General features: G+C 62.3%; 21 protein-coding genes. 10 read left to right on the forward strand and 11 right to left on the reverse strand.

Going from position 1 to position 20867, the window contains the following annotated elements; all coding sequences use genetic code 11:
- Positions 1-19 precede the first annotated feature (19 nt).
- Positions 20-580 carry a DNA-deoxyinosine glycosylase gene (locus tag ACCQ03_RS18335; RefSeq protein ID WP_209227642.1) on the reverse strand — a complete coding sequence of 187 codons (561 nt, stop codon included), beginning with the start codon at positions 578-580 and terminating at the stop codon, positions 20-22.
- Positions 581-720: 140 nt separating this feature from the next.
- Between ACCQ03_RS18335 and ACCQ03_RS18340 the strand changes: the two genes are divergently transcribed.
- The 3 genes from ACCQ03_RS18340 (at position 721) to ACCQ03_RS18350 (ending at position 2737) form a co-directional block, all read left to right on the forward strand.
- Positions 721-1407, forward strand: coding sequence for an OmpW/AlkL family protein (locus ACCQ03_RS18340; protein WP_209227640.1), 687 nt, complete (start codon positions 721-723; stop codon positions 1405-1407).
- 162 nt (positions 1408-1569) lie between these two features.
- On the forward strand, positions 1570-2178 hold the full coding sequence (locus ACCQ03_RS18345; RefSeq protein WP_209227638.1) for a hypothetical protein: 609 nt from the start codon (positions 1570-1572) through the stop codon (positions 2176-2178).
- The gene (locus tag ACCQ03_RS18350) at positions 2162-2737 is read left to right on the forward strand and encodes a hypothetical protein (RefSeq protein WP_104620133.1); all 576 of its coding nucleotides are present in this window, start codon (positions 2162-2164) and stop codon (positions 2735-2737) included. Before ACCQ03_RS18345 ends, ACCQ03_RS18350 begins: the two co-directional genes overlap by 17 nt.
- Positions 2738-2792: 55 nt before the next feature.
- Here the strand turns inward: ACCQ03_RS18350 and ACCQ03_RS18355 are convergent, their stop codons facing one another.
- Positions 2793-3350: a CcdC protein domain-containing protein gene (locus ACCQ03_RS18355; protein ID WP_017157469.1), complete on the reverse strand. Its 558-nt coding sequence runs from the start codon at positions 3348-3350 to the stop codon at positions 2793-2795.
- Positions 3351-3566: 216 nt separating this feature from the next.
- Positions 3567-3821: a hypothetical protein gene (locus ACCQ03_RS18360; protein WP_139790976.1), complete on the reverse strand. Its 255-nt coding sequence runs from the start codon at positions 3819-3821 to the stop codon at positions 3567-3569.
- A 78-nt stretch (positions 3822-3899) separates the two neighbouring features.
- Between ACCQ03_RS18360 and xopAK the strand changes: the two genes are divergently transcribed.
- The gene (gene xopAK, locus ACCQ03_RS18365; RefSeq protein WP_280514373.1) at positions 3900-4583 is read left to right on the forward strand and encodes a XopAK family type III secretion system effector; all 684 of its coding nucleotides are present in this window, start codon (positions 3900-3902) and stop codon (positions 4581-4583) included.
- Positions 4584-4615: 32 nt separating this feature from the next.
- Here xopAK and ACCQ03_RS18370 read toward each other — a convergent pair whose 3' ends face one another.
- The 4 genes from ACCQ03_RS18370 to ACCQ03_RS18385 all read right to left on the reverse strand — a co-directional run bounded on the left by ACCQ03_RS18370 (position 4616) and on the right by ACCQ03_RS18385 (position 8292).
- Positions 4616-5419: a MetQ/NlpA family ABC transporter substrate-binding protein gene (locus ACCQ03_RS18370; RefSeq protein ID WP_041019651.1), complete on the reverse strand. Its 804-nt coding sequence runs from the start codon at positions 5417-5419 to the stop codon at positions 4616-4618.
- Positions 5420-5563: 144 nt separating this feature from the next.
- A complete protein-coding gene (locus ACCQ03_RS18375; protein ID WP_209227636.1) occupies positions 5564-6259 on the reverse strand; it encodes a methionine ABC transporter permease in 696 nt (231 codons plus the stop codon).
- Positions 6256-7263: a methionine ABC transporter ATP-binding protein gene (locus ACCQ03_RS18380; protein WP_057687050.1), complete on the reverse strand. Its 1008-nt coding sequence runs from the start codon at positions 7261-7263 to the stop codon at positions 6256-6258. Before ACCQ03_RS18380 ends, ACCQ03_RS18375 begins: the two co-directional genes overlap by 4 nt.
- A gap of 132 nt (positions 7264-7395) precedes the next feature.
- Positions 7396-8292, reverse strand: coding sequence for a DMT family transporter (locus ACCQ03_RS18385; RefSeq protein WP_057658974.1), 897 nt, complete (start codon positions 8290-8292; stop codon positions 7396-7398).
- 106 nt (positions 8293-8398) lie between these two features.
- Between ACCQ03_RS18385 and ACCQ03_RS18390 the strand changes: the two genes are divergently transcribed.
- The 6 genes from ACCQ03_RS18390 to ACCQ03_RS18415 all read left to right on the forward strand — a co-directional run bounded on the left by ACCQ03_RS18390 (position 8399) and on the right by ACCQ03_RS18415 (position 13970).
- Positions 8399-8884: a YajQ family cyclic di-GMP-binding protein gene (locus ACCQ03_RS18390; protein WP_209227634.1), complete on the forward strand. Its 486-nt coding sequence runs from the start codon at positions 8399-8401 to the stop codon at positions 8882-8884.
- A 145-nt stretch (positions 8885-9029) separates the two neighbouring features.
- Positions 9030-9491, forward strand: a complete 462-nt coding sequence (locus ACCQ03_RS18395; RefSeq protein WP_209227632.1) for a hypothetical protein — start codon at positions 9030-9032, stop codon at positions 9489-9491.
- On the forward strand, positions 9484-11220 hold the full coding sequence (locus ACCQ03_RS18400) for an ATP-binding response regulator (protein ID WP_209227630.1): 1737 nt from the start codon (positions 9484-9486) through the stop codon (positions 11218-11220). Before ACCQ03_RS18395 ends, ACCQ03_RS18400 begins: the two co-directional genes overlap by 8 nt.
- A complete protein-coding gene (locus ACCQ03_RS18405; protein ID WP_057679535.1) occupies positions 11207-12034 on the forward strand; it encodes an alpha/beta hydrolase in 828 nt (275 codons plus the stop codon). The genes ACCQ03_RS18400 and ACCQ03_RS18405 overlap by 14 nt, the downstream gene beginning before the upstream one ends.
- A gap of 155 nt (positions 12035-12189) precedes the next feature.
- The gene (locus ACCQ03_RS18410) at positions 12190-12750 is read left to right on the forward strand and encodes a DUF1415 domain-containing protein (RefSeq protein ID WP_150146967.1); all 561 of its coding nucleotides are present in this window, start codon (positions 12190-12192) and stop codon (positions 12748-12750) included.
- Positions 12751-13163: 413 nt separating this feature from the next.
- Complete coding sequence (locus ACCQ03_RS18415; protein ID WP_057679537.1) at positions 13164-13970, forward strand: SDR family oxidoreductase; 807 nt, start codon at positions 13164-13166, stop codon at positions 13968-13970.
- Positions 13971-13997: 27 nt separating this feature from the next.
- Here ACCQ03_RS18415 and ACCQ03_RS18420 read toward each other — a convergent pair whose 3' ends face one another.
- The 4 genes from ACCQ03_RS18420 to ACCQ03_RS18435 all read right to left on the reverse strand — a co-directional run bounded on the left by ACCQ03_RS18420 (position 13998) and on the right by ACCQ03_RS18435 (position 20865).
- Positions 13998-14207 (reverse strand): hypothetical protein, encoded by a 210-nt coding sequence (locus ACCQ03_RS18420; protein ID WP_057664334.1) that lies wholly within the window; start codon positions 14205-14207, stop codon positions 13998-14000.
- Positions 14208-14291: 84 nt separating this feature from the next.
- Positions 14292-14915, reverse strand: coding sequence for a hypothetical protein (locus ACCQ03_RS18425; RefSeq protein WP_057679546.1), 624 nt, complete (start codon positions 14913-14915; stop codon positions 14292-14294).
- A gap of 20 nt (positions 14916-14935) precedes the next feature.
- Positions 14936-18070: an RHS repeat-associated core domain-containing protein gene (locus ACCQ03_RS18430; RefSeq protein ID WP_209227628.1), complete on the reverse strand. Its 3135-nt coding sequence runs from the start codon at positions 18068-18070 to the stop codon at positions 14936-14938.
- A complete protein-coding gene (locus tag ACCQ03_RS18435) occupies positions 18067-20865 on the reverse strand; it encodes an RHS repeat protein (RefSeq protein WP_237377054.1) in 2799 nt (932 codons plus the stop codon). The genes ACCQ03_RS18430 and ACCQ03_RS18435 overlap by 4 nt, the downstream gene beginning before the upstream one ends.
- Positions 20866-20867: the final 2 nt, after the last annotated feature.

Raw genomic sequence — 20867 nt, forward strand, 5'->3', positions numbered from 1 at the left:
TTGTGTTGTTTCGCACCGGCTAGCGCACCGCATCGCACAGCGGCTGCCAGGCGGCCGCCAGCCGCGGTAGCGACCAGGCGGCATTGGCCGGGCTGGTGGATGGCAACGCAAGGACTGGCAGCGCGCACAGCCGCGCCGATAGCAGCGGCTGGACGTGCCGGCGCCAGGCCTGCGCTGCCGCAGTGCCATTGCAGGCCACCATGCGCAGCTGCGGCAGCGTGGCCAGCAACGCGGGCAGCGGATTGACCACGATGCTCGCCGCCACAATGGACGTATCCAGACTGCCGCGCCGCTCGCATTGGCCGATGACATCCCACAGGCCCACGCGATGGTCGAGCAATGCTTGCAGGCGCAGTGCATAGCTTGCGGCCGTATCAATGCCCAACAGGGCATGCATCAGCGGCCAGAAACGATTGCGTGGATGCGCGTAGTAACGCGCGGCTTCCAGTGATGCGACGCCGGGCATCGAACCAAGCAGCAACACCCTGCAATCGCTGCGAATGTGCGCTGGCAAGCCTCGGCTGACGTGTTTTTCCGTCACGGCAATCGCATCTGCGTGAATGTCTTTTTCAGACTGCATGACGTAACGGCGGCCTTCTTGGGGGAATTCCTGAACAAACGAAATTTTAGCGGGGTGCAGGTGGGCGTGGATTCAGATTTTTAGGAATAGTTTTGGCGCGGCCCACTCCACGGGCCCAACAACAAGACGAGGAGACCCTCATGCGTTCCATTTCCATCCTGAGCCTGGCTGCTGTATCTGCACTTGCGATTGCACCGTCCGCGTTCGCGCAGGACACCACCTATACCGGCGACACCTCCTCGACTTCTTCCAGCAGCATGTCCACCAGCGGCGATACCGCTTCTGGCAAGCATTGGGCCGTGGTCGGTGGCGTGGCGCTGCTGAACCCCAAGAACAACCCGGCTCCGGGCCTGGACGTCGATGGCGGCCCGGCACCGACGCTGAGCGCCAGCTACTACATCAACGACAACTGGGCCGTTGAACTGTGGGGCGCAGCCGACAAGTTCAATCACCGTGTCAACGCCGATGGCGTGGGCAAGGTCGGTACCGTCGAGCAGCAGCCGATCGCCATCAGCGGCCAGTATCACTTCGGCGAAGCCGACAGCGTGTTCCGTCCGTTCGTGGGTGTGGGCTACTACGAGTCGAACTTCAGCAACGAGAAGATCGACGCGGCCTCGACCACCGGCGATCACGTGGGCCTGAGCACCGCCAAGGGCGTCATCGGCACCGTTGGTGTGGACATGAACATCAACTCCACCTGGTTCGCACGTGCCGACGCCCGCTACATGCGTTCGCGTCCGGAACTGCGCGTGGGTGGCCAGGGCACCGGCAGCGAGCTGGAACTGGATCCGTGGACCGTTGGCTTCGGCATCGGTGCGCGCTTCTAAGCAGAGCGGTTAACTAAGCACTTCCACCAAACAGGCCCGCAAGGGCCTGTTTTTTTGATCAAAACCTCAGTTTAAAGGGAATTTTACGTTTAGGATTTCGCGGAAGGGGGGATAGATCGTGTAGAAATCAGCACGACTTCTTCAATTAAATATGGAGATACCATGAGCATAAGATGCCATGTAGCCGCCGCGATATTTCTTCTCTCACTCGTTTCCTTTGGAACTCAGGCTCAGACAACTGTCCCTACCACAGGACTTGGAACCTGCATTGACTTCATAACTTCCCAGTCAACGACACTTACTGAACAGATAAACAGCAGCCCTAATTTTACGATCGCTTACGGCGCGGCCAGCTATACGGACATGCCAAATAAAGCTGTGTATATCCAAAATTATAGCTGCGAGAGTCAAGATATGCCGGGCATGTATTTTACAGTCTCAGCCCTAGCCCATGAGTTTGGTCATGTGAAATTCAACTATTCGTTTGCCAAAACGACTCGACAAGCATATATAGATGAAGCATGCAAGATGGAAGGACTTGCCGTAACAAATAACATAGTTGCAAGGAATGAAATATGGAGTTCCACTCAAAATAGCATAGACATTAACCTTGCAGCATCAAATCCCGATCAGCTTTTCGGGATTTACTATGCTGGAGGACCCAATGTTGCCTCAAATGTTGGAAAATCCTTCTGCGCGAATAACGTAACCTCAACCACAGGACAGAACTATAACGTATATTACGGAGAGCAGTATGACAAACTTCCTTAACAGATCATTATATTTCCGCCTTGCAATAACGCTACTTGCTGCTCTGATTGCACCTTCAGTATATGCAAATAAAATTTCAGCAGCCACAGCGGCGGATGCTGCCCGTACGTTTGAACTAGCCGAAGAAATTTCGAGAAATCTCAAAAAATCACCCTCTGAATTTATTAATTCATGGCCTGGGGCCAGAATTTCGACGCCGAATCTGAAAAACGAAGGAACGTATAAGGTTAGCGGAGGGATATTAAAAATAGGCGACCATCTGACTGCCAAGAACTCTTCCATATCAATATCAGCGGATAAAAAAAATATCGAGTCAGTCTTACTGAGTCTGGAAGGCTCCTGCGTCTCTCGTCAGGATTTCAAGAGTCGATATCCGAATTATGTGATTTCAAATATCCCGAGGGGACAGAGCAGTTCAGAGACATTAACTTTGGCCGTTGTTAAAAATCAGGAGAAGATGGAGTTTTCCTTCCCGGAGACCTCTCCAGATTGCCTAAGTTCCATTCGCCTAGCACCAGCAGACCCCCAGACGCTTAAAGCTGCGGAAGCAATCAATTAATTAGGCGCACTTTAAATTGTTACTGCCAGCACCGAGAGGGCTGGCAGTAACAGAATCACCGCCAATACACGCTGCCGCGCAGACGTGCGCTGCGCCAGCGCCACCACAGCAAGGTGGCATAGGCGAGCGCATAACCGAGCAAGACGCCGGCAGCGCCGAGCAGGCTGGCATGACTGAGCCACCCTTCGGTAGGCCAGACGACACCCTGCCAGGCGCTGCGCCAGCCCTGCACCATCCCGGCGATCACCCGCACCACGACCAATGCGGTCAAGCCCATGACCAGCCAGACGTTGGGCCGGTAAAACAGGCCTTGCGTGGTGCGTTCGAAGCGGGTCAGGCGCAGGGCCAACGCACCGAGCGCCAACCCGCAGGCCCAGCCGAATGCGGCGTGGCTGATCGCGCCGGGCCAGAACGCCGCCGCGATCAGGCTGAAGATCGCAAACAGCACGCTGGAGATGCCCGCCGACACCAGGTTGATCATCAGCAGCCAGCCGCGTGCCTGACGACGTGCAGTGCCCATGCGGAAGCGCTGCAGCAGCGACAACGGGAACACCACCACGAATACTGCCAGGGCAATGATCACAGCCAGCGGAATGGCAAGCAGCAAAGGCATCGGGAGACTGCCGAAGAAAGATGGCCGATGACGCTACTACGCAGACGTGCAGCGGCGCGTGTTTGGCGCCATCTGCCGCGCCGCGAACGCACCCGGCTGGGCGAACGCGGCAGCGTGCACCGCGCAGGAAAGGATCGAGCGCAGCCTGCCCAGATCGGCAACGACCATACCGACATCACTGGCACGCCAATGCACCGCTGCGATGCGGGCACCGTTTTAGCAAGGACCCAACACCCGCCTGACGAGCTGAAACCGGATCGGCGGACGGTTGAGCTTGGGATCGGCGCGCACCTCCACGCGATCAAAGCCAGAGGTGCGATGAAACAGGTCCTGCGCATCCGTCTCGTCGATGCAGAACACTTCGTTTTCCAGCGCCATCGGTTCGGCAGCGGGCGCCTCTCCACGCAGGGGCGATGCGAGGATCCGGACGTGTATCGCGGACGGTCCTGACTCCATGAAGCCGGCTTCCATCAGACCCGCCACATCCACCGGCGCCGCCGACACCGCCGAGCCGCCGCCTTCGGCCGATCCAGCCGACGAGACTGCGCAATGGCCAGCGCCCCACCCCGACTGCCAGGGGTTGTCACGCCCAAGACCGAGAAAGCGTGTTGCCGACACGCGGGCAATTGCGATCACGCACCGGCGTCCAGCCGCGCGCGGCCATCCGGCAGCGACGCATTCCCCATCCCGGACGGCTTTACCCGGGAGCAGATTCAGCCATTTCACGATCTGGAACGGCAATACGCCGCACTCTTCGACACATCCCATATCTTCGCAGTCCAGTCCGCACGCGACATCCAGGCCAGCCGGACACTGGATGTGGATAGGGACGACTGTATCGTCATCAATCTGGCGCAAGATGGATTCGATTCGATCGGCACGCACGGCTTGTCGTCATGCGTGTGCATTTGCGCGAAAGGAACCAATTCTCGCGGCCACGGCATCCTGGGCCTGCTGCATTATTCCGGGATACAGGATGCGCTTTCCGAAATCCGCAACGACATGCGCGAAGAAGGCGTGGAGGAACCCGACATATTCCTGGTAGGCGGCATGATCTCCAACCAGGACGAGCTGGGCAGCTTCGAAATCGAGAGAGACCTGCTGGCGCTCGGGCACGACTTCAATATCGTGGGCGCCAAGCTTCACCCCAGCACGAGCGATCGCAATGGCGAGGAAAATGCCATCAACCTCGTCATGACGGCCGATGGCATCTATTACTACAAGTCATGGTAAGACGCCTGGTGTCTTGCCGTCGCTGCCTGCGCTTAAAACGCCGGCAGCACCGCGCCTTTGTACTTCTGCTCGATAAAGGCCTTCACTTCCGGGCTGGTCAGCGCCTTGGCCAGTTTCTGCACGCGCGCATCGTCCTTGTTGTCGGCGCGCGCCACCAGGAAATTGACGTAGGGCGAGTCCTTGCTTTCGATCGCTAGCGCATCGCGGGTGGGATTGAGCCCGGCATCGAGCGCGTAGTTGGTGTTGATCAGCGCCAGGTCGACCTGGTCCAGGACGCGCGGCAGCATGGCCGAATCGAGTTCGCGAAATTTGAGTTGCTTGGGGTTTTCGACGATGTCGCGCTGGCTGGACAGCGCATTGCTCGGGTCCTTGAGTTTGATCACCCCGGCCTTGTCGAGCAGGATCAGCGCACGGCTGTTGTTGCTCGGGTCGTTGGGGATCACCACGTCGGCACCGGTAGGCAGATCGGCCAGGGCCTTGAAGCGGCGCGAATAGGCACCGAACGGCTCGATATGCACGCCCACGACGGTGACCAGCTGGCTCTTGCGGTCGCGGTTGTACGCATCCAGATAGGGCTCGGTCTGGAAGTAGTTGACGTCGATCTGCTTCTGCACGACCTGGTCGTTGGGCTGCACGTAGTCGTTGAACACCCGCACATCGAGCTTGACGCCCTGCTTGGCCAGCAGCGGTTCGACCACTTCCAGGATTTCGGCATGCGGCACGGCCGTGGCGGCCACGGTCAGGGTGTCGCCGCCGCTACTGCCACCGCCGCCGCCACAGGAGGCCAATGCCAGCGTGGCTGCCGCCAGGAGGGAACGAAACGCGAATGTGCTCATGTAGGGATCCGTGGGAGGAGGAATGCGGGCCTGCCGCAGGTCATCAACCTACCAGACGCGGCGTGTGGCAGCGATGCACCGCGCGGTGCGGACGGGGCGCTGCAGCGGTTGGGGTCACACGCGCCCCAACGGCCGCATACCGGCTCAACGCCGGCTGTAATGCGCCACCAGGCGGTCGCCCAGCATCTGCAGCACCTGCACCAGTACCAGCAAGGCGATGACCGTGATCAGTGCCACGTCCGAGTGCGAGCGCAGGTAGCCCTCGCGATAGGCCACATCGCCCAGGCCGCCGGAACCGATCGCACCGCCCATCGCGGTGAAACCGATCAGCGCGATGGTGGTCACGGTGGCGCCGGCGATCAGGCCGGGGCGCGCTTCGGGCAACAGCACCCGCAGCACCAGTTGCCGGGTGGTGGCGCCCATTGCCTGGCTGGCTTCGATGATCCCGCGGTCGACCTCGCGCAGCGCGGTTTCCACCAGGCGCGCGTAGAACGGCGCGGCGCCGACCACCAGCGGCAGGATCGCGCCGCGGACGCCAAGCGAGGTGCCCATCAGCATCAGCGCGAGCGGGATCATCGCGATCATCAAAATGATGAAGGGCACCGAGCGCAACAGGTTGATCAGCGCCGCCAGCACGCCGTACAGCACCGGGCGCCGGCGTAACTGCGGCGCGCCGCACAGGAACAGCGCAACGCCCAGCGGCAGGCCGATCAGCAAGGTCAGCGGCAACGCGCCGGCCAGCATCAGCAAGGTATCGAGGGTGGCCTGGCCGATATCGCCCCACTTGGCGGCATCGAGATTGCGGAAGAAGCCGCTGGCGGCAGCAACGATCGGGGTCATACGCGCAGATCCTCCACCTCTACGCCGGCGGCGACGAAACCGGCGCGTGCAGCGTTCTGGTCGCCGCCGGTCAGGGCGACGATGAGCTGGCCGTAGGGCGTGTCCTTGATGCGATCCACCCGCCCGGACAGGATGTTGTAGTCCACACCGGTTTCGCGGGCGATGCGGCCCAACACAGGTTCGTAGGTGCCGTTGCCCAGGAAGGTCAGCCGCACGATGCGCCCGCCCACCGCGGCGAAATCGCGATGCAGCTCGGCTTCGTCCACATGCTCGGCTTCGGACACGAAGCGCCGGGTGGTGGCGTGCTTGGGATGCAGGAAGACCTCGGTCACCGGGCCGGTCTCCACCAGCTTGCCGGCGTCCAGCACCGCCACGCGGTCGCAGACCCGGCGGATCACGTCCATCTCGTGGGTGATCAGCACGATGGTCAGACTGAGCTCGCGATTGATCTGCGCCAGCAGCTGCAACACCGAGGCGGTGGTCTGCGGGTCCAGCGCGCTGGTGGCTTCGTCGCACAGCAGGATCTGCGGGCGGGTGGCCAGCGCGCGCGCAATGCCCACGCGCTGCTTCTGCCCGCCCGATAGTTGCGCCGGATACTTGTTGGCGTGTTCCTGCAGCCCGACCCGGGCCAGCAGCTCGGCCACGCGCGCATCGATCTCGGCACGCGGCGTGCCGGCCAGTTCCAGCGGGAAGGCGACATTGCCGGCCACAGTGCGCGAGGACAGCAGGTTGAAGTGCTGGAAGATCATGCCGATACGGCGGCGCAAGCCACGCAGGCCCTGGCTGTCCAGCTCGGTAACGTCCTCGTCGCCGATCAGCAGACGGCCGCCACTGGGCTCTTCCAGCCGGTTGATCAGCCGGATCAGCGTGGATTTGCCGGCGCCGGAATGGCCGATGATGCCGAACACCTCACCGGGGCCGATCCGCAGATCGAGCGGGTGCAGCGCCACGATCTGGCGACCGTCGACGGAATAGGACTTGTGCAGGCGCTGAAACTGGATCACCGCGCGTGGCCGGTTGGGGGGTCGTGAAGCCTACCAGTCAATGTTTGTTGCCGGGAGTCGGGATTGGGGATTGGGGATTCGAAAGGGCCACGGCGGCCCCGCTGTTGCCAATCCCGAATGCCGAATCCCGAATCACGGCCGCTCAAGCGGCAACGGCCTGTCAGCCTGGCGTATCCGCTCCCGGCGCAACAAATACAGCCCGCTGGCGACGATGATGCCGGCCCCGGTCCAGGTCCAGTTGTCGGGCAGGGTCTGCCACAGCAGCCAGTCCCAGCCGATCACCCAGACCAGGCCGGTGTATTCCAGCGGGGCGATCATCGAGGCCTCGCCGCGCATGAAGGCCTGGGTCAGCGCAACCTGGCCCAGCGCACCAGCCAGGCCCATGCCGGCAATCAGCCCGGCGTGCCCGGCCTGTAGCGGCACCCAGCCGGGGATGGCCAGCAACCCGGCGCCGATGGCCATGAACAGCAAGAACCACACCACCATGGCCTGCGGGGTGTCGGTGCGGGTGAGAAGGCTCACGGTGATCGCCGCGACGGCATAGGCGGTGGCGGCCAGCAACACCATCAGCCCCGGCAACGAGATCAGCCCGTCCACGCCCGGGCGCAGCACCACGATCACCCCGACCAAGCCAATGCCAATGGCGGTCCAGCGGCGCGGGCCGACATGCTCGCCCAGCAATGGCACCGACAGCGCGGCCACCAGCAGCGGCGCCACGAAATACAGCGTGTAGGCGGTGGACAACGGCATGCGTTTGATGCCGAAGACGAAGCAGCCGATCATCACCATGCCCAGCACCCCGCGCAGCAGATGCAGGCCCCAGCGTACCGGCACGATCGCGCGCGGCCCGGCAGTGGCGAACACCCACACCAGCACGAACGGCAACGAGGCGGCGCCGCGCAACAAGGTGACCTGCAGCGGCGGGTAATGCGCCGAGAGCAGCTTCATTCCCGCATCCATCAGCGAGAAACAGGCCACGGCGGCCACCATCCAGGCGATGGCGGGAAGCGGGGAGCGGGTGGTGGGCATGCGCGCATTATCGCCGCGGCGCTGTCATGCCCGCCAATGTCCGCATGACGGCCGGCGCGGCACGATGGCCTAGAATGGCGGCTGTTTTCAATTGCAGGAGCTTTGCATGCCTTCCTTCGACGTTGTGTCCGAAGTGGACAAGCACGAACTGACCAATGCGGTGGATCAGGCCACCCGCGAGCTGGACACACGGTTCGACTTCAAGGGCGTCCAAGCCAGGTTCGAGCTGGAAGACGGCAAGGTGATCAACCAGTCCGCGCCCAGCGATTTCCAGATCAAGCAGATGACCGACATCCTGCGCGCGCGGCTGCTGGCGCGCGGCATCGACATCCGCTGCCTGGAATTTGGCGACATGGAAATTAACCTGGCCGGCGCGCGGCAGAAAGTGACCGTCAAGCAAGGCATCGAGCAGAAGCAGGCCAAGCAGCTGGTGGCCAAGTTGAAGGAAGCCAAGCTCAAGGTCGAAGCGCAGATCAATGGCGACAAGCTGCGCGTCACCGGCAAGAAGCGCGACGATCTGCAGGACGCGATCGCGCTGCTCAAAAAGGCCGACTTCGAACTGCCGCTGCAGTTCGACAACTTCCGCGATTGAGTGCGGCGGGGTGATCGCGCCGATCGGGACGGCACCGCCCGTGCGTGCAGTGCAGCCGTGTGAGCCGAAGTGGCGCCTGCGGCCTGCGCGCCGCACGCGGGGCGGTTGCGCCCCTCACCTGGCCGCACTGGCCTAGCCTGCGAGCATGCGCGGCCTGTTCGCCAGCCTGTTGCACCGCCTGCGCATGCACGGGCCGGCCAACGCAGCGGGCGAACATGCCCGGCACGCCGCCGCCCATGCGCAACCACGCATCGAGGCCGGCTCGACGCTGCACACCATGGCCGGCCTGGATCCGGCGGCGGCAGCGGCGTTTGCCGATGCCTTCCTGGTGGAGATCGAACAGGCCATCGCCACCTGTACGCTCGACGATGCGGCCACGCCGCAGGCGCAGGCGCTGCAGCAGATCCATTCGTTGAAAAACACCATCTCGCTGACCGGCTCGCAGCAACTGCTGAAAGCCTGCGACCAGTTGCGCGATGCCGCAAGCCACGGTGCGCTGGGCGAGACGCTTGCGCAGCGTTTCACCGCGGTGGCGAACGCGGCTGGCCTGCTGGTCAAGCAGTACCGGCGTACCCTCCCTTCCGACGATGCGGACCCTCATGCGTAGCACTCCCAATCGCGCAGCGCCCGGCCTGATCCTGGCCGCCAGGCAATTGCGTAACGACAGACTGGTGCGGCTGTTCGAGTCGTTCCTGGAATATCGCGCCTGCGTCGGCCGCGTGATCGTGCAGAGCATCGTCACCGCGTGGTGCCTGGGCTGGCTGTACGGGCCGCAACCGGTGCTGGTGGCCGACGCGCACCATGTCTTTCCCACCGCGGTCGGCCTGTGTGTGCTGTCGGTGGTGTGGATGCTGCTGGTACGCCGCCGTGTCATTGCGCCCAGCGAATGGCTCGATGCGATGGGCTTTGCGATGAACCTGCTGTTCATCGGCATCCAGACCTACCTGGCCTTCATCCTGTTGATGTCGTTGAACGCATTTCTGCCGTTCATCACCATCGCTGCGGTGGCGCGTTATGGGCAACGCGCGATATTTCCGGTGTTGCTCAGCACCTTCGTGCTGATGCTGTTGACCGCACCGTCAGGCTATTGGCTGTCGCGCCCGGCGTATTTCGTCTATGCCGTGGCGCTGATCATCGTGCTGCCGTTGCTGGTGGCGCGGATCGTGCTTGCGATGCAGGAAGTGGCGCTGCAGGCGCTGGCCTCGCGCGATGCGCAAAGCCGTTTCATCAGCACCATGAGTCACGAATTACGTACGCCGCTCAATGCGGTGATCAACTGCGCCCAGTTGATCGAAACCGAGCAAATGCCGGCACAGCAACGCGAGCTGCTGCAGTCGGTGACCGTCAATGCGACCGCGCTGCGCCATCGTGTCAACGAGGTGCTGGATGTGGCCAGCATCGATGGCGGACGCCTGCAGCTGCATCGCAAGCCGTTGAACCTGCTGGACGTGGTCACCACGGTGAAAGCGGTCTGCGCCGATGCGGCGTCCAGCAAGGGCGTCACGCTCGATGTGCGTGTCGATAGCCCGCAGGCACCGCATGTGATGGGCGACGAGGGCCGCATCGAGCAGGTGATCAGCAATTTGGTGATCAACGCGATCAAGTTCACCCCGGCCGGCGGCACGGTGGATCTGCTGATCGATGCGACCCAGGTGCAGGAGCGCTGGAGCATCGCGGTGACCGTCACCGACACCGGTATTGGCGTACCGGACGATCAGAAGGCCTACATCTTCACTCCGTTCACCCAGCTCAGTACCGGCTTCAGTCGCGTCGAAGGCGGCGTGGGCCTGGGGCTGTACATCGCGCTGTCGGTTTCCGATGCGATGGGCGGCAGCCTGACCGTGAGCGACAACCCCGCTGGCGGCAGCATCTTCCGCTGGATCTTCGAACTGCCCGGTGCCGCGGCCGGCAGCAATACGCTCGCGCTGCGCGATGCGTTGGCCCAGCACGCGCAGAACGTGCCCTCCCTGCATTGCCTGGTCTTTGAAGACATGGATACCAATCGTCTGGTGATCGGCAATCTGCTGACCCGCGCCGGGCATCGGGTGAGTTTCCAGGTCGATGGCACCGATGCGGTGCAGCGTATCCGCGAGGCAGCGCCGGACCTGGTGTTCCTGGATCTGCACATGCCCGGTACCTCCGGCTGGGATGCGCTGCGCGAAGCGCGCGATGCGATGTCGGCGCTGCCGCCGATCATCGTGCTGACCGCCGACACGCGGACCGATTCGATGCGCGACGCCAGCGCGGCGGGCGTGGCCGGCTATCTGCCCAAGCCGATCAATGCGCACGAATTGCTGGCATTGCTCGCCCAGCACGCCAGCCATGCACGCCCCTGAGCCCAAGCCGGGCAACGCCGCACGCATCTATTGGCAGCACGGCGCACACGCCGGCACGCCGCTGGTGGTGCTGTACCTGCACGGCTTCAGCGCCAGCCCGGGCGAAGCAGGCGCGCTACCCGAACAGATGGCCGATGCGCTGGCGGCCAACGGCTATGTGCATCGCTGGCCCGGGCACGGGCTCGCCGCCGCCGATGCAATGCAGGGGCTCAGCCCGGCGGTATTGCAGGCCTCGGCGCTGGAGGCAATGGCCCAGGCGCAACGCATGGGCGAGCGGGTCGTGATTGTCGGCTCGTCGATGGGCGCCACGCTGGGTTTGTGGCTGGCCGCGCAGTACCCGGACGCGGTGGCCGCTGTGGTTGCCTGGTCGCCGGGCATCCGGCCTGCCGACCCGGCACTGCTTGAGCAGATCTGCGCCGCGCAGGCGCCGTTGATCGACCCGCGCACGCGCACGCCTGCCGCGCGTGCGTTCTGGTCGGAGACGATCCATCCGGACGGATTTCGCGCCCTGCGTGGCCTGTTCGAGCGCATTGCCGCCGACCCGCCGTGGCCGCGCGTGCGCTGCCCGGTGTTTCTAGGCTACTACCGCGCTGCCGATGGCCGCGAAGATGGCATTGCCTCGGTGCCGGCGATGCTGCAGATGTTCGCAGCGCTGGGCACTGCGCCGGCACACAGGCAGGCGATGGCCTTCGACACCGGCGCGCATGCGATCGGGTCGCCGCACAAGACGCCGATGGCCGGTGCCGTCGCGCAGGCGTCCATCGCGTTCTTGCAGGCGCAACTCCGTGCTGCGCCGCGCGGCCGGGATGGGTGAGCGCAAGCGGGTATGCGCGCAGGGTCGAAAAACCCTGCCGCCTTGTTGGCAGCGTCGTGATGTTGCCCGCTTGCGCCCGCTGCTGCCCGCAACCCGGCGCGCGGCTCGCTACTTGGCGATCGCATACACTGGCGCGCCATCTTGCTGCCGCCACGATGACCACCACGCCCACGCCATCCGATCCGATCGCCGACACCCGCAAGTGGATCGAACGTGCGGTGATCGGATTGAACCTGTGCCCGTTCGCCAAGGCGGTGTACGTCAAGGAACAGGTGCGGCTGGTGCTCAGCGATGCCAGCACGCCCGAAGCCTTGCTGGAAGAGCTGGCCGAGGAACTGGTGCTGCTGCGCGATACGCCAGCCGAACAGATCGACACCACGCTGATCGTGCACCCGGACGTGCTCACCGATTTCCTGGACTACAACGACTTTCTCGACAACGCCGATGCGGCGGTGGAAGCGCTGGACCTGCAAGGCGTGTTGCAGGTGGCCAGCTTCCATCCGGATTACCAGTTCGCAGGCGCGGCGCCGGACGATGTGGCCAACTTTACCAACCGCTCGCCCTTCCCCACCTTGCACCTGTTGCGCGAAGACAGCGTGGAGCGTGCAGTGGCGGCGTTCCCGGATCCGGATGTGATCGTCGAACGCAATATCCAGACGCTCGAACGCCTGGGCAGCGATGGCTTCGCGCGCGTGCTCAACGGTGCAAAGCACTGAGTGCTGCCCCAAGCGCGCGGGACGGCAAGAACGCGGCTCTCGCTCATCTGCGCTCCTAGCGCGTCGGCACAAAACGCCATAGAAGCTCTTCAGCTGCGTGCGGATCACGTGCTCGGCGTCGACCTAGTCGAGTGACGCACGCCGCCGGCCGCCCTGCACACGCGTGGCATCGGGCAATCATGTGATCGTGTGATCGAGGGCCCGCGCGGCAGCACTGGCGGCACCGGGACCTTGCGCAACGCCTATCGCCCGTGCACCTGCTCAGATCAACCCGCATCCGTCAGGTTCAAGGTGGATGACGTCGAGCGCGTGCGTCGGCACATGCGCTGAGTGCTCACATGCGCGCCCTTTTGCTGCGACGACGACAGCCCGCACGCTACAGTGCCGCCACTCTCACCCACGTGCCGCCTACCATGGCCTTGATCCCCGCAATTTCCGCATGGAACCCGTCGCCGCTGCAGGACCGCGTGGTGGTGATCACCGGTGGCGCGCAAGGCATCGGCCGCGGCATTGCGCAGGCGGTGCTGGGCGCGGGCGGCAGCGTGGTGATTGGCGATCTGGATGCCGATGCCGGCAAGGCCTGCCTGCAGGAATGGGCGCTGCCCCGCCGCAGCGCTTTCGTCCGCTGCGATGCCGCGCGCCAAGCGCAGGCCACGCGCCTGATCGAGGCGGCGCTCAAGCGCTTCGGGCGCATCGATGGCCTGGTCAACAATGCCGGCGTGCCCGATCCGCATATCGCAGCACTGCCGCAACTGGACTGGGACACGTGGAACAGCCGGCTGTCCAGCCTGCACGGCGCCTTCCTGTGCAGCAAGCAGGCGCTGCCCGCGCTCAGGCAGGCGCCAGAAGGCGGCGCGATCATCAACATCGCCTCCACCCGCGCCTGGCAATCGGAGCCGCATAGCGAAGCGTACGCCGCAGCCAAGGGCGGCCTGGTGGCTTTTACCCACGCGCTGGCGCTGAGCGAGGGGCCGCATGTGCGCGTCAACAGCATCAGCCCGGGGTGGATCAGCACCGAGGCGTGGCGCGCGCCGCAGCGCCGGCGGGCCCCGAAATTGTCGCGTCGGGACCATGCGCAGCATCCGGCCGGGCGCGTGGGCACGCCCGAAGACATCGCGCAGCTGGCGGTCTATCTGCTCGCGCCGCAGCTCTCCGGTTTCGTCACCGGGCAGGATTTCATCGTCGACGGGGGCATGTCGCGCAAGATGCAATACGCCTGAACCGGGCGAATTCGAGCTGGCGGCCTGTCAGCAGCGCTCCAACAGCACCTGGAACCAATCGCACCATCCCGCTGCGTTGAGGGCTGCCAACGGGTTGCCCGGGGTATCGCTGTACTGGCAGGTCGCCGCACCGTTGCTGCGGGTGGCCAGCAGGCTGCCGGACAGATAGACGTACTCGACGGTGCCTTGCCCGCACTGTTCCTCGTACAACAGCTGATCGGCCCTGCTGTAGGGCACCTCACCCGAGCATCGCTTGAGTTTGAAACTACCGAATCAAAAACGCCCAGCCCCCGTACACAGGTGGACATTCAAATCTTTGCGCTATTCGGGATGTGAGGGGACACGGCTTGCCTTCTGGTGCCTTTCCAGGCGTCGGAACGTCTTGATCTGTTTGCCAAGATCAGGATCATCCCGCAACTCCAGCAGTTTCATCTTCGCCTTAGGCGACTTGGAGCGGATCAAGGCGATCAACAGCGGAGCGCGATCCAGCCCGAGACTCTTGTCGCCCAACAACCGGATCACATCGTCCAGCACCGTATCGTCCGCTGCGCCGCTCAAGGCAAGCGCTGCCACGTAACGGATTTCCGGCGCAAGGCTGAGGGTGTTGTTCTCGAAGATCTCTACAAGTTGACCCCAGTATTTGCGTGCATGGGGCGTTGCCAATTCTCGGAGCATTCCTTCTCGCACATCATCCGAATAAGAATACGCCAAGTGTTCAAGTAGCACAGGGACGGCCTCTGGATAAGACTTGCCATCCTCGCCGAGCTCGCCGATTGAATTTACATCAATACCAGCCTGCCTTAATGCAGCAACCACAGGAGCACATTGTTCTGCATATTCCTTTATCGCCTTCTGACGAGCATCCTCCTTGGCCGCCCTCATTGCAAGATAATCGTCCCATTTACCATCAGCCTTAAGTTGCGCGTGATGCTCCTCAAGAGTCATCCAGCCGGATTTATCTTTTTTCATGGAATATCCTTTATCACAATATCGCCTGCCGCTTCCGCTTGACGAAGTGGGGCCGAAAGTTTTGCGCCGGGCCTCACGTAGAGATGAAAATCAAATCCCTTGAGCTTTGCGTAATCAACATAGTCTCTTAGCTGCCTAGTATAGTCTAGGGACTGCGTGTTCTTAACTTCGCTGATTGTCCTGAGATCTTTATTCAAGCCGTCAGCTATTCGAAGCCTTCCATTTACGACAAAAAATCCTTTCCCACCAATATTGTATGTGGCTCGTACGGCATCCTCGCCCATCCTACCAAGCCTGACCGCCATCAAGCCGCCGCCCGCCAGCTTGAAACCAGCCCCTTCCGGCATATCGAGCAACGGGTACCAGAGATCGTGCGCAATGGCACCAAAATCTGTGACACTTCCATCACCCGTCAGCCAGTTCCTGTCGGTGAAGGCGGAGATAAATCCATTGCCTGCGTTCGTCGATTGGTGGCTTCCCGCTGATGCACGCTGTGTGCCGCCACCCGAACTTCCGGAATAGGCGCAGATATTCGAGCCTGTTGGCTTTTCACAACGTCCATCCGGGTCGGTGAATCTGTAGGGATTGTTGGCCGCATACCAATAGCGATTGAAGTTGCCTGCACTTGCCGCGTCGACAGCCATCGCGTCCACCGACAAAAACCGCGGAATCGTCGGATCATAGAACCGCTGCTGCATATAGATCAGTCCGGTCCCCCCATCCATCGCATGGCCGGTATAGCCAATGCCATCGACCGTCTTGCCGATCGCCGCGCCGTAGGGTTCGTACTGCGTGCGCTCGACGACCTGCCCGGCCGCGTTGGTGGTCGCTACCGGGCTGCCTAGTGCATCGGTGTGCCGGTAGGTCACGGCGCCGTTGCTGCGGGTGGCCAGCAGGCTGCCAGACAGATAGATGTACTCGACAGCGCCCTGCCCGCGCCGTTCCTCGTACAGCAGCTGTCCGGCCTTGCCGTAGAGCGCCTTCAACCGGCTTCCGGCCGTATCCAGTGCATTGGTCCGCAGGCCCTGGGCGTCGTAGCGATAGGTTTCCTTGCCCTGCACCTCGCGCAAGCGGTTGCCATAGTCGAATGTATAGGCCTGCGCATTCTTCTGGCGCAAGTTGCCTTGGGCGTCGTAGCTCAGCCCGACGATGGTCGCTCCGGCATCGTCGAGGACATTGGTCAGCCGCTGGTTGGCGTCGTACCAGTAGTTGTGCTGACGCACCCCGGCCAGCTTGGCCGAGGTGATGTTGTCCAGACCATCGTAGGTGTACCGATAGGTCTGGCCACCACCGAAATTCGGCGAGGTCGCCGAGATCAATCGGTCCAGGCCGTCATAGCTCATGCTGCGGCTATAGCCGTCGCCCTGTTGCTGGTCGAGGATGGCCGTCACGTTGCCGACTTCGTCGTAACGATACTCGTAGGCGCTGACGTTGGCATCACGGACGTGGAACGGCATCTGTCGCGCGTTCAATTCCAGCGAGTGGATGACGCCATTGCCGTAGGTGAACTGGCGCAACGCACCATTGGCGGCGTATTGCAGGCCACTGGCATAGAGCGTGCCGGACGAGTCGCGCACGGAGGTTGGCTGCCCCAACGCATTGGGAGCGTAGCTGACCCCGAGGCCGGTCGGATAGGTCTGGCTGGCCAATTGTCCATTGGCATCGTGGCCGTAGCCAATACTCCAGGTGTAATCCGGTTGCTCAACCGATTCGCTGGTCAGCAGGCGTCGCTTGTTGTAGGCATAACGATTGGTCACCAAGACCGTACCGCCAGCATTCGAGGTGGTGACCTGCAGCGGGACGCCATCAGCCGCGTAATGCAGTTCCTGGTCACCATTGCGATCGGGAAATTTCAGCGTGGTCATGCGCCCCAGCGCGTCGTAGCCGCGGTCGACACGCCGCCCGCTGGAATAGGCCGCGTCACGGTCGCACGAACCAGCGTCGGGGAGGTTCAATCCGGTCGCCGACCAACTGAGATTGCCGACGCTGTCGTACCCGATAACGGTGGCGCCGGTTTCCGGCTCAATGGTCTTGCACAAGCGCTGCTGTGCGTCGTACACGTAGCGACGTGTCTCCGACAACGGCGGCGGCATCCGCGGGATCAGGAACTTGCCCGAGTTACCGAGCAAATCGTTCGAACCGCCCACGGGCGACAAGCCATAGATGAAGATCGCCTGCTCGGGATGGGACGCACGCACGGTATCGCTGATCGGAATCGCGAAACGGGAGGCGCTGCCCGACGTCTGACACGCCGAGGCGACGGCGGGTTCGCTGGCGAGATTGGACGTCGCCGCGACGATGAACGTGCCCGATTGCCATTCTCCCCCAGCGTACAGATGCACGCCGATGGACGGCGCCCAGCCACTGGAACATGCCCAGCCTAGGATCTTGTAGCTTCCGTCACCAACTCTCGACAATCCGTCGATACTCCCACGGATGACCGATTGCGTGATCGAAACCGAGACAGCCTGGGAGTTTCCGGTATTGCCATTATTGTCTGTGGCGACCGCGGTGATCGTATAGGTCCCTGGCCCGACGTTGCCCCAGGTGACCGTATACGGTGCAGACGTGGAGGCACCGACCGAACTGCCATTGGCGAAGTATTCCACTCTCGCTACGCTACCATCGCTACCATCGCTACCATCGCTACCATCGCTATCAGCGGCATCGGCGGTCAAGGTGACCGTCGCCGGGCCGATGAAGGGCGCGCCCGTCGGCGAGCGCAGTTGCACGGTGGGCCGCAAATTCCCGGGGGCCACGACATGGACGGTACGCACAGGCGTGGACTGGGTTGTCCTCTTATCGGTGCGCACTGCGGTGGCACGGAACTGATAGTCCCCGGCAGGAAGGTTGGAAACCACCTTGGAGATCTGCCCGGCACCGGAACTATAGGCGATCGCCCTGCCGTCCTGGTAAAGCGTGACCTGACCGATCGGCAAGATGTCCAACGCCTCGGCAACGACGTTGATGGATGCAGGCGCCGTGAAGCTGGCGTTGTTGCCTGGCGACTGCATGCTGATGTAGGTCTGCGCCAGGACAGGCCCGATCACGAAGGCGAGTAGCACACCAAGCCAGCGACTGGTCCGGTGAGCCATCCGCGGCATGCGCGACTGCGATATCTGCTGGCTCATTGCGCCGGCCCTCCGCGGTCGATTTCGGTGGGTTTGCCGAACGCGTCCCTGACAATGCTTGTGGAGACTCCCTCGGGCCGATCGATCCGTACTGGCCAGTCGTAGCTAGGGGCATCGTAAGCCTGGAACCATTCGGTTTGTTGCCGCCCCTTGGGGTCGCTGGTTTGTCGCTTGAAACCATCAAGGTAGGCGATGCGGGTGACAAGCAAGCCTAGCTCGGAATCCTGCGAAACCGATGTCTGCCGCCCAAGCGCGTCGTACTCGAGCCAGGTTCCGCTAGCGATGCTGCTAGCATTCGCTGGGTAGGACGTGAACACCGTCCTACCCTCGGTGTCGTAGCCGAATCGCTGGAAGCGCTGGGTTCCCGCCTGATCTGAGACATCGTATTCAAGCACCAGCGATGGTCGCCACAGGGCATCCAAGTAGGTCAACTTGCGTTGGTTACCGGTACTGGTGGTCTGCCGCCAATGTCCGGCGCCGATGCCGTATTCCTCGCTCCCCACCTGCTCCATTAGCTGCCGGGTGGCATTCCAGGCCACCGTGTCGCCGTCGGGATAGGTCTGCAGGATCATCCGCCCCATTACGTCGTAGTCGAAGGTACTGGCGACTCCATTGACGTCGATGGATGTGCGAATCCATCCATTGTCGTCAACGCTTGCCGTTTCCACTGAGCCGCTCGGCTGATCGGTGGTTGCAGGGTGCTGGATGCGTTGTGGTACACCGCGCTTCCAGTTGGACATGAGCGTCGTAGCGCCGTTTGCATCGGCAAAAAATGCCAGGGTGCCGTCGGTATTCCAGGCCAGCCGGTGCTTCAAGGCGCCAAAAACATATTCCTCTGACGGCAACGCGTTGGCATCGTAGGATGCGGTGTACATCGAGACCGCGTTAGGTGTTCGCTGCGTCAGCGACGCAGTCTTGCCAATCACCCATAGCGCTGGCTGATCGAAATAAGTCGTGTCCTCGCTTCTGGAATAGCCTAGCGAGCTGGTCTTTTCCGTACGAAGCGGTCGGGCGAATGCATCCAGGCAGTAAGGACCTGTGCCGCAGCCCGTGGCGACCTGCCAGGTGAAGGATGCTCCGTCCTGCGTCACGGTCTTTCTGATCATGGGACGCACGTAGGCAGCCGACGGCTCATCCCCGCCCGGAAGAATCCCGTAACTGGACGGGAACGTATGGCCTGCTACTTCCTCTTCTCCCAGAAAATCGCGCCGCTCTTGCCGCAGCACCGTCGTACCGTTTGCTGCAAGAGTTGTGACGGCAAGCATTCGGCCTTCATTGAGCCCCCAAAGGACACCGAACTCATATGCGTCGTACTGACCGCCAGGCTGCAACACCCGGACAATCTTGGATCGAGGACAGGTCTCGGCTGGGCAATGGCCGGCGACGGGCTGACGGGTGCCCCAGAGGGGATAAGCCTTTTGTCCATAGTCGTACTTCCAGGTCATGGCCTGGGCGATGCCCGGACCGCTGATGGTCTTTGAGACGAGGCTGAAAACATCGTGGAAATTAGCCAGTAGCAGCTGGTAATTGACGCTTTCACCGGAGCTTGCCGGAAGTGGCTGACAGTTGCTCAAACGAACGCCGCTGCGGTAGTGGCGTAAATGCGAGAAGGAGAATGTCGCCACAGCCGACGACGGATGCGTGACCGTGACAGCGTATTGGCCGTCAGCAACATCGGGCCCGCCACAGTTGGCAGTGATCGCAGCGTCCCAAGCTTGGTACAGGATGGTCCGGCTTCCACCGTACTGATACTGCCAGCGCGCCTGATCCGGCTGCAGGACAGCGGCCAGATCGCCGTTTGCATCGTAGTGATACGTCCAATCCCTACCGTTGGTTGATGCGCGGATCAGGCGCTCGCCATCATAGGCAAGGATAATCGCTCGGCCGTCGCTTGCCGAGATCGATGTGGGGTGGCCGTTACCGTTGTAGGTGAAGGATACGTAGTTGCCGAATCGATCCTCAATTCGGCTAGCCAACAGGTAGACAGTGACCCGCGGCACCAGTGCGCTGCCAGCGCTAATCACACCGGAACTGCGTTCGACTCCCACGTCGAAGGTGTACTTGATGCCGGCTGCAGTAGTCATCACGAAGCCCTCGCCGGGATAGCCATTTGCAGTGGCGCCTTTGCATGAAAAAGCATCCGTGGCCGATGTGGTCCACAGATGTGCGCCCCCGTCAGATGGTGCGAGCGGCGAACCGTCGAGAATCAGCAGCTCGTGATCGCCACGCCCGGGAATATGTACCGAGTTTCCATGCCAAACATCGCGATACTTGACGCTGGACCGGACAGCCGGGTAGAAGACCGCCGAGCAGCGGGCCTTCGGACGATTCAGGATATCCGTGTCCCACTTATAGGCCGCATCGAACGTACCACTGATGGAGGGCACATCTATTTCCCAATTTCCCAAGCCGGCGTATTCCTTGGAGAAGTCGCCCTGCGGTTTGGGCTTGACGATAAGCCGGCGAGCTAGCTCCACTGGCAAAGCATCGTTGCCTCTCAGCTGGATATCGACGTTGCGAAACGCAGTCTGCCCGTCAAACAGACTGACGCTATCTCCCATCAAATCGTCGCCCAGCGCGGGCGTCTTCTCTGTCGCTCTGACGAGCTTGGCGTACTCGACATAGGGCTCGATCGCATTTTGCGCCCTGGCGGTACCTGCAACGCTGCCCAAGACCATTCCCACGAATACCAATCCAATGCGCATCGCCCACGATGACGCGCAGCAAAATCCATATTGCATAGCCGCCCGATCCTGAATGTTGAGGTCCCGCACGGCCCCCTGAAGGAAACTCACGC

The organism is Xanthomonas sp. NCPPB 3569, from assembly GCF_041475645.2.
GTDB classification, from domain to species: Bacteria; Pseudomonadota; Gammaproteobacteria; order Xanthomonadales; family Xanthomonadaceae; genus Xanthomonas; species Xanthomonas phaseoli.